Source organism: Candidatus Omnitrophota bacterium (assembly GCA_040755155.1).
GTDB lineage: Bacteria > Hinthialibacterota > Hinthialibacteria > Hinthialibacterales > Hinthialibacteraceae > JBFMBP01.
The window spans coordinates 34764-46990 of record JBFMBP010000053.1; the positions used below are offsets into that span (position 1 = coordinate 34764).

A 12227-nucleotide genomic window follows, 5' to 3' on the forward strand; every position below is an offset into this window, starting at 1 on the left:
TTTTGCGCCCATCTATCCAACAATCAATAAGCCAATCGCCGCGAATAGTACGTTCGCCATCGCTAGCGGCAGCAATGCCTTCCAACCGAAATTCATCAGTTGGTCGTAGCGGAAACGCGGCAGCGTCGCCCGAATCCAGACGAATAAAAACAATATGCCAGCCGCCTTGAGGCCAAACCAAACGACGCCTGGAATCGCCTTAAGCGCCGCGAGGGGCAGAGGCGGATGCCATCCGCCCAGAAAGAGCGTAACGGCGATGGAGGAGACGACGATCATGTTGAGATATTCCGCCATGAAGAACATGGCGAATTTCATGCTGCTGTATTCAATATGATATCCGGCGACTAGTTCCGTTTCCGCTTCTGGCAGATCGAAGGGGATGCGGTTGGTTTCGGCGAAAGCGGAAATCAGGTAGAGTAAAAATCCCAAAATGCCGGGAAAGAACAGCCAATGGACGCTAAAAATCCACCAATTCCAAAATCCACCTGCCTGGCTCTCGACAATGCCGCTCAGTTGCAGCGTTCCCGCGCCCATCAACACGGTTACGACGGAAAGTCCGAGCGTTAGTTCGTAACTGAAAATCTGGGCGGACGAGCGCAAGGCGCCGAGCAGCGAGAATTTATTGCCCGAACTCCACCCCGCCAGAAAGACGCCGTAGACGCCCAGTCCAGCGATGCCGAAGATATAGAGCAGTCCTGCGTTAACGTCGGCGATTTGGATCTTCCCCAAATCAAATCCGAACAAATGAAAACTCGGTCCAAAAGGAATAACGGCTATGGCCATGAACGCCGCCGCCATAGAAAGAAGCGGCGCGGCGACGAATAACGCCCGGTCGGCGTTTTCGGGGATGACGTCTTCTTTCAAAAATAATTTCAATCCATCCGCGATCGGCTGCAACAGGCCGAACGGACCTACGCGATAAGGACCTAGCCGCTGTTGGAAATGGCCGAGCAGTTTTCGTTCCGCCCATACCAGATAGGCGACGGCGCCCAACAGAATGGGAACAATCACCGCGATCTTGACGATCGAATAGAGAACGATTTCCCCTAGCGTCATATTCGCACCTTGACCCACGGCGATTTTTCCGAAGCGATTCCATTCAGCGCCAAACCGTCGTAGCGCCCCAAAACGGATATGGCGCCGGGAAGCGCCGCCGTCGAGATTCGCGCCGGCAGTTCGATCTCGCCGATCTCGCCGATGATTTTAATCTTGTCCCCTTCAGCGATTCCCAATCTCTGCGCGTCGGCGGGATGAAGGTTGGCGGCGCATGGCTCGGCGCGTTTTACCAATGGCGGCGCGAAGCGTTTATCGCCGTCCGTATCGAAGAGAAAACGGCCTCGCATCCAGCGCAGGGGATATTCTTGCGGCGGATGGGCTTTGGCGGAAGGAACGCCGAGTTGGACAGCCGACGAATCCTTGAACATCGCGGGAACCGTTGGTTTAGCGATTTTCCCTTGTTCTCCCAATCCATCCCATGTCAACCCTTGATAAGGAGAAGCCGCCTTGGCCGCCATCTCGAAAATTTTTGGAGCGCGGACCTGTTTCCAACCCGATCCCCACTTTTCGCCCAGAGCCAATAGAACTTGCATCCCCGATAACGTTCCTTCCAATTGGGGCAGGGCTAATTGCGCCCGCTGCACCCTTCCCGCTAGATTGGTATAGGTTCCATCCTCCTCCGTATAAACCGACAGGGGAAGAAAAATATCGGCGCAATCGGCGGTTTGATAATGGAAAGCGTCGGCGGCTAAGAGAAACGGAACGGCGTCCAAGGCTTTTTGGACCAAGCGCCGGTTGGGGTACTCGTTAAGGATGTCCGTATTGAACAACAGCAGCGCTTTAATGGAGCCCTCGGCGCAGGCTTCGAGAATCTGCGTCGTATTTTTCCCCGGCGAGGGAATGGGCGCATAGCCGGGACCACGATGGGGATAGCAACCCATATCCGCCGCTCCCCGCGAGTTGAAATGCGGTAAAAGCAGGCTCATCGGCAGAATGTTTTGATTTTCCGTTTGCAATAATTTTGCCAACTCAGCGGCGATGCGGACGGTTTCGCTTCCCCCGGCGAGGGCGAAGGCGGTTTCTCCCAGCAAAATCGCAGCTCTTTTCGATTCGCATAAAACCTTCGCTAAAGTGCGATAATCGTTTTCCGCTATGCCGGTCTCTTGAGTAATGACGGCGAAATCCGCCGTGGAATCGATCTCTTTCGCTTGTCTGACGGCGGTAAGCAAGCCCCAAAGGAAGTAAGAGTCCGATCCTGGACGGTATAACAACGTCCGGGCGCAATCCTTATCCAACCGCGTTGTCCGGCTATGCGCGGAATAGAGCGTTGCTCCGCGCTTGGTTTGCGTACGCGCCCGCAGATGCAGGATGGGATTCTCGTTGGGCAGATCGGAACCAACGAGAAGGATAGTTTCTGCTTCTTGGATTTCCTGAAATGGCTGATTGGCCGCTCCCAAAGCGAACGATGTAAGGAAGCCGTCGTCATTTTCCGATAATTCATGTTCCGTGCGATGATCGATATGGTTCGTTCCCGCCAATTCGCGCAGAAATTGTTGAAATAGGAAGAGCGTTTCGTTGCTTTGCCGGGGCGCGATAATCCCCGCAACGGCGCCGTTTCCATGAGATTGAATGGTTTCTTTAAGAGTAGCGACGATTCGGCTGACCGCCTTGCCCCACGAAATTTCTTCCCATTCGTCTTTTTCGTTTTTAACTTTCGGTGAACGCTGCCGATGCGGGCTATTGAAGCGGTCGAAACCGAAACGCTCGATATCCGATATCCAGCGATGATTGACCTCGCCGTTCTCTCTCGGCAGGATGCGCATGATCTCATGGGTGCGTTCCCGCCGCTGCAAATAGAGATTGCTTCCGCACGAACTCAGCGAAGCGATAGAGGGCGTGCTTGCAAATTCCCACACCCGCCCGCGAAAGCGCGTAACTTTGCTGGTCAAGGCGCCGACAGGGCACAAGTCGATGGTGTTGCCCGCAAATTCGTTTACCAACGGTTTATCAAGGAACGTGGAGATATAAGCGCGATTGCCTCGTTCGACGATGGCCAGTTCGGCGTTCCCGGCGATCTCGTCCATAAAGCGTACGCAGCGGCTGCATAGAATGCAGCGGTTGCGCTCGATGTCGATGAACGGCCCCAAATCCGGCTTGGGAAACGTGCGTTTGGGGAAGCGGAAGCGGCTGTCGTCCGTCCCATACTTGCGGCTGTAGTCTTGCAGTTTACACTCGCCGCCCTGATCGCAGACGGGACAGTCCAATGGATGCTGCACCAGCAGAAACTCCATCTGCATCTTGCGCGCATCGAGAACTTTTTCGCTTTGTGTATAGACGACTTGCCCTTCGTCTACGGGCGTGGAGCAGGAAGGGACGAGTTTGGGAACTTTTTCGATCTCTACCAGGCATAAGCGGCAGCTGGCGACAATGGTCAAATCGGGATCGTAGCAATAATAGGGAATATCGATCCCCGCTTGCCGCGCTGCTTCGATGAGCATGACGCCGGGTTCGGCGGAGACTTTGCGACCGTCGATCGTAAGGTGGATTTTTCCGTTCGCCGCTGAACTCATTGCGCTTTCGCCAACTCCCTAACGTTCTTCGCGCTGGGCTTCGCTTCTTTGATTTTCTGGATGAATTCTTCCCGAAACTGCTTAATAAAAGCGCGAACCGGCCATACGGCCGCTGACCATAAGGGGCATATGGAGGTATATTCCGAGCGGCAGATGTCGAGCATCAATTCCAGGTCTTCTTCCCGGCCTTCTCCTTGAAGAATGCCTTCGAGAATTTGCGCGAACCATCGCGTTCCCTCGCGGCAGGGAGTGCATTGGCCGCAGGACTCGTGTTCGTAAAATTTGGCCAGCAGCAGGCATATCTCCACCATATCCACTGTTTCGTCCATCACGATAATCGCGCCGGCGCCGAGCGAGGAGCCGATGGCCTGTATATCCTCGAACGACAGGCGCACGTCCAATTGCTCTTCCCGCAGTACGGGCATGGAAGAGCCGCCGGGAATCACGCCTTTTATGCTTCTCCCGCCGGGAACGCCGCCGCCGAAATCCTCGATGAATTCCCGCAGCGTCATGGTTCCCAATACAACTTCATAAACACCCGGTTTATTGACATGGCCGCTGAGGCACAACAGCCGCGTTCCTGCGCTTTTTTCCGTTCCCATCGAGGCGTACCATTCGCCGCCCTGGTTGACGATGGCAGGAATCGCCGACAGGGTTTCGACGTTATTGATGATCGTGGGACAACCGTACAAACCGGCGATGGCGGGAAACGGCGGCTTGTTTTTGGGATAGCCGCGCTTGCCCTCCAGCGAGGTCAACAGCCCCGTCTCTTCGCCGCAGACGTACGCTCCCGCGCCGCGATAGACCTGGATATAGCAGGAGAAGCCGGAATTAAGAATGTTTTCGCCGATCCATCCGTTATTCCGGGCGTCTTCGATGGCGGACAGCAGAATCTCCGCCCCCCGGTGGAACTCGCCCCGGATATAGATGAAGGCGTTGCGCGATCCGATGGCGTAACAGGCGATAAGAATGCCTTCCAATAGCAAATGAGGATTTTCATGAATGATAATCCGGTCTTTGCAGGCGCCTGGTTCGCTTTCGTCGGCGTTGCAGCAAAGATAGATCGGCTTGCCCGATTCTCGATCGAGAAAGTCCCATTTCATCCCCGTAGGAAATCCCGCGCCTCCTCGTCCTTTCAGTTGCGATTTCTTGACCTCATCCGTTACAGCGGCGGGCGTCATCGACTGCAACGCCTTTTCCAACGCCGAGTAGCCGCCTTTGGCGCGGTAACCCGCCGCCCGCAGCAGGTTCGGCGCTCCAAGATGCTCAAGCAAAACGCGAGTTTCTGTTCCCATGGTTATTTATTATTCTTAAAAATGGCGAAAAATCCAACCAGCGTTTTTGATTTTATCCTGCACGATTCGCTGGACAAGGTAAAGTTTGCGCCGCTTCTTGTTTAACTAGGCCCCCAAACCGAAGCGATCGATCAAGGGCAGAAAAAACCTTGCCCTTGCCACCCCGCCCTTGCCACCCCCCAAGTCTCAAAGTCTCAAAGTCTCAAAAGCGAATCCAGGATTTCCGCCGCTTTTTCCGGCGTTAGTTGAAGGTATTCCTTGCCGTTGATATGCAGGCACGGCCCCCAGGAACAACCCGCCAGGCATTCCGCCTTCGCCAAGGAAAAACGGCCATCGCCGGTGCATTCGCCGCAACGTATGCCCAGCTTGTTTTCGATCCGCTTCGTTAAATCCTGAGCGCCAACCAGATGGCAGGAAATATTCTGGCAGATTTCGATATGATATTTTCCTCGCTTATTCATCGGGAACATAGTATAAAAAGTGGCTATTCCCTGGATGGTTGCGGGAGTCGTTCCCAAAATGTCCGCCGTCTCGATCATCGCTTCTTCGCTTATATAGCCGTAGGTTTCCCATGCCAGATAAAGCAATGGAATGGCGGCGGATGGCTTTTGGGGAAAGCGGCGGAGTATCTCTTCGACCTTGGCTGGACAAGTCTCGCGGAGGCTAGGCATATTCATTCCTGTTGATATTTATAAATTAATCCATTATTTTACCTACTCGCGGACGGGTTTCAATTGGATGGGCCGCATTGTCTATTTCTATCGTCTTTAAAATGGAGGGAGAATCCCTGATAAGGAGAAATACAATGATTTCGAACAACGCATTATTGCTTTATCGTAGAACGCTTCTTCTTCTGATTGTAACGATGGCATTTATGAGTTCCGTTCACGCCGCCCCGATTCCCGTTATTCTCGATACCGACATCGGAGACGATATAGACGATACCTGGGCGTTATCGTTCATTTTATGTTCGCCGGAACTGGACTTGAAAATGGTGGTAACCGACAGCCATAACACTGCCGCCAGAGCCAAAATCGTCGCCAAGTTTCTCGAAAGCGTAAGCCGAGACGACATTCCCATTGGGATCGGAAGCAAACAGGACGACAACATCGGCCCTCAAGCGAAATGGGCGGAAGAATATGAACTTACGAAATATTACAGCACCATCCATCAAGATGGCGTGCAGGCGATGATCGATCTGATTATGAGTTCCAAGGAGAAGATTACGCTGATCGTCATCGGTCCATGTCCCAATATCCAGGAAGCCATCAAACGCGAGCCGGCCATTATCGATAAAGTCAGAGTTTGCGCCATGAGCGGCAGCGTCAAGATCGGATATGGCGGCGTATTGTCGCCCGACGCCGAATACAATGTCCGCGACAATGTACCCGCCTCCCAAGCGATGTACGGCGCAGGATGGGATATCGCTATCGCTCCCTTGGATACCGCCGGGCTGGTTGCCATACGGGGAGAAAAATATCTGCAACTCTTCCACGATCCCAATCCGGTGATCGAGACCCTTATGATGAATTACCGCGAATGGGTTAAGCAAGGCAAGCATCAGATCGATCCCAGCGTGCGCAGTTCTACTCTATTCGACGTGGTCGCCGCTTATATGGCTTTCTCGGAAGAACTATGCGTCGTGGACGACTTGAATCTGAAAGTTGAGAATAAAGGATATACCGTCGTGGATCCCAAAGCGAAAAAGGTTCGCGCCGCCGTTAAATGGAAAGATCTCGGCAAGTTTGAAGACTTGGTGGTCCAACGCCTGAAAAAAGGCGTCGCCTATCCGTTCAGCAAACCGGAAAAAGCTTTTCAGTAATTCATGTTGCGCGCCACGGGAAATTAGCCTAAACCCGCCGTTAAAACGGCGGGCTATTACCGTTTGCCCCTTTAAAGGGGCATTTGACAATAGCCCAGACTTTCAAGGCTGGGAGAAGAACAAGAGTCAATAATCCAAAGAATTTCTTTCGAAAGAATGATTTAAAGTCAAATATTCTCCATTTACTTTTCTCTATGACTTATATAGAATAAAACCTCTTAGATGCGATTGGCGCATCAAAATATTAAAAATGGAAGAGGAGAAGAAAACATGAAAAGAAGTTTGGCAGTCTCTCTCGCGCTCATTGGGTTTTGCGCTCTGCCGGGGTTGATTATGGCCCAAACGGTAACAGCGCCCTTTGTTGCGAAGGCTCCCGCGATCGACGGCGTCGTATCCGCCGGCGAATGGGACGGGGCGGCGACGGTGGAAGGCGCCTGGAACGAACACAGCAGCGCTACGCCCGCCGACGCGGCGGAACCAACCGTCGTGAAGGTATGTTACAGCGTCGATGCGTTGTATATCCTCTTTCAATGCACCGATACCAACGTTCAATCGGGCGCCGTCAACTCCGAATTCCTCGCCAGCGGTCCCGCGAACGCTGTGGGATTCAATCAACCCATCGGGCAGCCTTTCACCTTCGGCGGAGATACGGATTATTTAGCCGTATACATCGATCCGACGAACTACGACAATGCAAGCCCCGGCGCCGACGATTATAGTTACAGCATTCAGATGGAACCGTCGAAAGCCGCCAAAAACGAAGTCGATGCGTTCGGAAACAGCTATACGTATACGGAAGCTGGCCGTTGGGGCGGATTCAAGCGTCTCTTCAATCCTCCAGTAAAGACGGCCGATGGCAAAACTCAGTATTGGGCCAATGGAATCAGCTGGGAACTGAAAGATTCCAAAATCCTCGACGGCAAAACCTCCAATGGTTTTGTAGTGGAATGGAAATTCGTCTGGACGGATTTTGACGGCTATTGGCGCAATTGGGCAAACGAGCCATTGAGCGGCGTATCCGATATCGGTTTGGACGCCACGGACGTATACAATGGAGTTTATGGATTGATAAAGGCGTTCAATCTCGATGCGGCGGATACAGTATTTCCCATTGGAACCGGCGCGGTTACGGGTATGCCCAAGCCCGGTTTGGTGTGGAAAATCCAATTCTGCCGTTATTCGAAGGATTCCACTCCCCAATACACGAACTGGGTCGGCGCGACGGGCGGATTCGTTTCTCGTCCCTTCGGCGACCTGATCTTCGGAACCGCCAGCGGCAGCGACGTCGCCGAAGCGTTGATGCACATGAACTAAAAAGAATTTGCGCCGTCGATCGCCGGAAGGGCGATAACGGCGGAACAGTTTTTTTTACTATACGATGCCTACGCCCGGCAAAAGCCGGGCGTTTCTTTTTATCTGCAACTCTTTATTATCGCCGCAATCTCTTCTAATGTAAGAAGTTGTCAGTTCGATAGAAAGTCGCTTGACAACAGGGGCGCTCTATCTAAGATTTTAAAAGTTCAGGCATTGATGCAACGCCAATTAGCGAGAGAAGAAATCCATGTCGATCCTTCGCATTCAGAACCTGTCTAAGGAATACGCAACCGGTTTTTGGGGGAGGAGAACGCGCGCGCTCTCTAACCTGAATCTCGAGGTAGAAGCAGGCGAAATCTTCGGTTTTCTTGGCCCCAACGGCGCCGGAAAAACCACGACGATCAAAATCCTTCTGCGTATCATATTTCCCACTTCGGGAACCGCCTGGCTTTTGGATAAGGAATTGGGGGAAGCGCCCGAAGTACACAAAATCGGCTATATGCCGGAAAATCCTTATTTCTACCGGTTTCTTAATGGGATAGAATTCCTGTTGTTTTACGCCCGTCTGGCGGGAATGTCTCATGAAGACGCCCGCAAGAAAGCGGCGCGCCTTTTAGATGTCGTCGGCTTAAAACAGGCGTCCAAGGTTAGAATCTCCGATTATTCCAAAGGCATGGTTACTCGCGTGGGATTGGCCCAGGCACTCATCACCGAACCGACCCTTCTGCTGCTCGACGAGCCGATGTCCGGCCTCGATCCGATCGGGCGCATGGAAATGCGCGATCTGATTATGGAATTGAAAGAGCAGAAAAAAACCATCTTTTTCTGCTCCCATATTTTGGCGGACGTAGAAATGCTCTGCGACCGCATCGCCATCTTGAATCGCGGCGAGCTGGTCAAACTGGGAACGGTGCGGGAGATATTAGCGGCGGGAAAATCCTCCTATAAAATTTCATTGGACGGCGTTTCCCCGCAGATCGTCGAACGCTTCGCCCAGCTGGCCGTGAAGTGCGGCGAATTCGGCGGCATCGTCCACCTGACGACGGAGAATCAGGAACAAGCGCAAAAAGCGGCGGAAATCGCCCTGTCGCAAGGAGCCAGAATCTTGGAAATAGGGCCGGAGCACGGGACTTTGGAAGATTACTTCGTGCGGGAGGTAGGCAATCGTGAATAAAATCTTCGCCATCGCGTTGAACACTTATAAAGAAGCCGTTCGCAACAAGGTCTTTTATTTGATCTTGCTCTTCGCCCTGATTTTGCTGGGAGTCTCGTTAATATTAGCATCTCTCGCCTTGGGGCAGGACGATCAGATCATTAAGCATATCGGCCTGATGGCTATCAACATTTTCGGTTTGATGTTGTCGATGTTCGTCGGCGTCAACGTCGTTTACGAGGAATTGGACAAGCGGACGATTTATACCATCATCGCCTCCGGCGTAACCCGCACCCAATTCATTTTGGGCAAATTTCTCGGCTTATTCATCACCGTGGTAGCGAACATCGTCATCATGGGCGTTTTATTGTGCCTTTTGTTGTGGGTATGGAAGGATGCCAGCCCTAGTCCATCTTTAATCATGGCGATTTTTCTTATGCTTTTCGAAATGATGATCGTAACGGCGCTGGTGGTTTTGTTCTCTTCTTTTTCCACGCCGGTATTGTCCGCCGTGCTGACCTTCATGTGTTGGATCATTGGCCGGATGTCGGAAGATTTATGGGAATGGAGCATCCGCCTTATCGAGCAGGGCGCCAAAGGCGCAGCCTATCTTTTGCGGGGGCTTTATTTCGTTCTTCCCAACTTGGCGATTTACAATGTCCAGAACCAGGTGGTTCACCATGAAGATATCGGCTCTTTAGGATACGTAACGTTTATCTATCCCCTGGCCGGCGTCGTTTACGCCGCCATTCTTTTATGGATCGCGACAGTTTCCTTTTCCGGACGGGATTTCAAATGAGAAACAAGAAAGCCATTTCCCTTTTTCTCGTCATCGTTCTCTGCGCGGCATTTGGAGGACTTCAAGCCCTGATCCTGCGAAAACGCGCCGATTTCCGCGTGGAAGAAAAAATTCTGATGCTCTCCAACCGGCCTAAGATCACCCGGATGCTCTCCCTCGGCTTCCGCGGCGCTCTTTCCGATCTGCTGTGGATCCGAGCCATTCAATATTTTGGAGGCAACTTCAGCACCCTGGACAAACCGGAGAAAAAGCCGGGCATGGTCAACCTCTTCCGCAACATGGTCGGCCTCGATTCCCAATTTATCGAAGCCTACAAATTTGGAGGATTCGTCTTCAACGAAGCCATGAGAGATAAAAACCTCGCCATGGAATTTCTGCTGGACGGCGCGGATAAAAACGTTTCCAATCCTTTAGCTTGGCGTCTGCGGTTCGACGCCGGATTCATCGCTTTTTATCAACTGAAGGATTTCGCGGTCGCCAAACAACTTTTTATGCAAACGATTTATGGAGACAACCTCGCTCATGAAGCCCAAGTGAAGGCGGAGGGCTTGAAGGAAGGATTCTTCGCCGATTCCATCGTAGACGGCGATCCTTACTCCGAAGCGAAAATGGAGGCCTCTTCCGCTTCGGTTTCTCTCGCCTTCGACCGTTCCAAAGCCATCGGCCGCGTCAACCTTCAGACGCGCTCCGCCGAGGAACTTTCATTCCAGTTGAGTTATGCGGTGGATATCCAAAGCGCCGCTTCCCAAGCGATTCCTTCCATCACGACGCCCGGATTCTACGATCTCGATCCCCCTATAACGGCGCAATCCCTTCTCTACGGTCCGTTTCAAACAACGGCTCCCGACGGACTGATTTCCGTTTCCGAAATCGAGGTTTACGGTCCGCCCAATAAAGAAGTCCCCACGTACGTCGAACGAATGGCGATCGAAATGGATCGCAACGCCGGCCGGTTCCGCGCCTCTTTCGAGCAGTATTACCGCTATTGGGACGAGGCGCGGAAAAAAGGCGATATGGTCAGCGCTGATCTCGCCTGGGAGAAATTGACCGCAATTTATTCCGCCAAGTGCATCGAATTGCTGGAAGAAGCCGTAAAACTCTACAAAGAGAAAGAAGGCGTTCTTCCGTCTACGCATATGCGCGAGCTGTTCGAGATGGGATACCTTCAACAGGTGCTGAAAAAAAAGAACGCCGAGGATTCCAACTTCGACGCCGACGTCATGGCCGTTCTAACCGCTCGCACGAAAAACATTGGAGAAATACTCACGACCTTCGATTTGCAAAATCCCCAGCCTCATTTGCTCATCGCAACGAAAAACGCCGATGGCAACGAAGATTGGATGATCGTTCCGCGGACGGAATTGATGAACGAGCAATTTCTCAAACTGGAGACGCTGCAAAAAGCGGTGAACAAATATAAAGACGAACATGGGAGTTTCCCCCAACAATTGTCCGATCTATCTCGCGAATCCTGGTTTTCCAGCGCCGCGGAAGTATTTGAAGATCCACTGGGCGGCGAGTTTTTTATGGATCCTCTAACGGGTAAAGTGGAGGCGCGCCATCCAAAATATTGAACGATTCTTGCTTGGCGGATCGCTGAATGTTATTGAGAAAAACCGTCTTTTAGAGTATAGTACGCCTAGCCCAGGATGATGGATTTCTTGACCGGCGGTCATAAGAATTGGCCGTTCGATCGATTTAAAAGGAATGGATAAGAAGAATTATTGGGAACGGATAAACGAACGGAAGAATTAGCCCGCGCCGCTGCGGATACGCTGGCGGAAGTGAAGGGGAAAGATATCGTTATCCTCGAATTGTCCGAGGTTTCCGCTTTTGCGGATTTCTTTGTCATCGCCACGGCGGAAAGCCATGTTCAAATGTTGGCGATGGCGGACCGGGTGCGGGATAAGATGGCTCAGGAGGGCTTAAAAAAAATCGGCCGTTCGGAAGGAAGGGAAAGCCGATCGTGGATTTTAATGGATTTTGGATCGTTGATTGTCCATATCTTCTCCAAACAGGCGCGCGAATATTATTCCCTGGAGCAATTTTGGGGAGACGCTCGATCGATTTTATGGCCGATGGATTTAAATATGGATTCGAAAAGATAAAATAGTAAGTAGAAGGAATTTTAAAATTGATTTGAATTGAGTTGTTTCCCTTTTTTTCATACTATCCCGATATGGTTTTAATCTTTCGATATTTGTGAATTATAAGAATCGCTCTAGCCAAATGCTTTCCTTATCGCTTAAAATACATTCATTGTACTGATTTGAATCCG

Annotated in this window: 10 protein-coding genes; 6 read left to right on the forward strand and 4 right to left on the reverse strand. The window is 51.8% G+C overall.

Translation table 11 applies throughout. The features are described 5' to 3' along the window. Positions 1 to 12: 12 nt before the first annotated feature. The 4 genes from nuoH to AB1656_06415 form a co-directional block, all read right to left on the reverse strand. Positions 13 to 1074 carry an NADH-quinone oxidoreductase subunit NuoH gene (gene nuoH / locus AB1656_06400; protein MEW6234998.1) on the reverse strand — a complete coding sequence of 354 codons (1062 nt, stop codon included), beginning with the start codon at positions 1072 to 1074 and terminating at the stop codon, positions 13 to 15. Further along, positions 1053 to 3566, reverse strand: a complete 2514-nt coding sequence (gene nuoG, locus AB1656_06405; GenBank protein MEW6234999.1) for an NADH-quinone oxidoreductase subunit NuoG — start codon at positions 3564 to 3566, stop codon at positions 1053 to 1055. Before nuoG ends, nuoH begins: the two co-directional genes overlap by 22 nt. Continuing rightward, positions 3563 to 4861, reverse strand: coding sequence for an NADH-quinone oxidoreductase subunit NuoF (gene nuoF / locus AB1656_06410; protein MEW6235000.1), 1299 nt, complete (start codon positions 4859 to 4861; stop codon positions 3563 to 3565). The genes nuoG and nuoF overlap by 4 nt, the downstream gene beginning before the upstream one ends. 194 nt (positions 4862 to 5055) lie before the next feature. After that, complete coding sequence (locus AB1656_06415) at positions 5056 to 5532, reverse strand: NAD(P)H-dependent oxidoreductase subunit E (protein ID MEW6235001.1); 477 nt, start codon at positions 5530 to 5532, stop codon at positions 5056 to 5058. Between the two features lie 134 nt (positions 5533 to 5666). Here AB1656_06415 and AB1656_06420 point away from each other — a divergent pair, with 134 nt between their 5' ends. The 6 genes from AB1656_06420 (at position 5667) to rsfS (ending at position 12057) form a co-directional block, all read left to right on the forward strand. Beyond that, positions 5667 to 6683 (forward strand): nucleoside hydrolase, encoded by a 1017-nt coding sequence (locus AB1656_06420; GenBank protein ID MEW6235002.1) that lies wholly within the window; start codon positions 5667 to 5669, stop codon positions 6681 to 6683. 270 nt (positions 6684 to 6953) lie between these two features. Next, positions 6954 to 7997 carry a hypothetical protein gene (locus tag AB1656_06425; GenBank protein ID MEW6235003.1) on the forward strand — a complete coding sequence of 348 codons (1044 nt, stop codon included), beginning with the start codon at positions 6954 to 6956 and terminating at the stop codon, positions 7995 to 7997. Between the two features lie 247 nt (positions 7998 to 8244). Then, the gene (locus AB1656_06430) at positions 8245 to 9171 is read left to right on the forward strand and encodes an ABC transporter ATP-binding protein (GenBank protein ID MEW6235004.1); all 927 of its coding nucleotides are present in this window, start codon (positions 8245 to 8247) and stop codon (positions 9169 to 9171) included. Next, on the forward strand, positions 9164 to 9949 hold the full coding sequence (locus AB1656_06435) for an ABC transporter permease subunit (protein ID MEW6235005.1): 786 nt from the start codon (positions 9164 to 9166) through the stop codon (positions 9947 to 9949). Before AB1656_06430 ends, AB1656_06435 begins: the two co-directional genes overlap by 8 nt. Next, entirely contained in the window at positions 9946 to 11523 is a 1578-nt protein-coding gene (locus AB1656_06440; protein ID MEW6235006.1) for a hypothetical protein, read from the forward strand. Before AB1656_06435 ends, AB1656_06440 begins: the two co-directional genes overlap by 4 nt. Positions 11524 to 11673: 150 nt before the next feature. Next, positions 11674 to 12057: a ribosome silencing factor gene (rsfS, locus tag AB1656_06445; protein MEW6235007.1), complete on the forward strand. Its 384-nt coding sequence runs from the start codon at positions 11674 to 11676 to the stop codon at positions 12055 to 12057. The last annotated feature ends 170 nt before the right edge of the window (positions 12058 to 12227 follow it).

Coding starts and splice junctions, on each gene's coding strand:
- AB1656_06425 (MEW6235003.1), top strand. CDS start 6,954: ATGAAAAGAAGTTTGGCAGTCTCTCTCGCGCTCATTGGGTTTTGCGCT.
- AB1656_06420 (MEW6235002.1), top strand. CDS start 5,667: ATGATTTCGAACAACGCATTATTGCTTTATCGTAGAACGCTTCTTCTT.
- AB1656_06440 (MEW6235006.1), top strand. CDS start 9,946: ATGAGAAACAAGAAAGCCATTTCCCTTTTTCTCGTCATCGTTCTCTGC.
- AB1656_06430 (MEW6235004.1), top strand. CDS start 8,245: ATGTCGATCCTTCGCATTCAGAACCTGTCTAAGGAATACGCAACCGGT.
- AB1656_06415 (MEW6235001.1), bottom strand. CDS start 5,532: ATGCCTAGCCTCCGCGAGACTTGTCCAGCCAAGGTCGAAGAGATACTC.
- nuoG (MEW6234999.1), bottom strand. CDS start 3,566: ATGAGTTCAGCGGCGAACGGAAAAATCCACCTTACGATCGACGGTCGC.
- nuoF (MEW6235000.1), bottom strand. CDS start 4,861: ATGGGAACAGAAACTCGCGTTTTGCTTGAGCATCTTGGAGCGCCGAAC.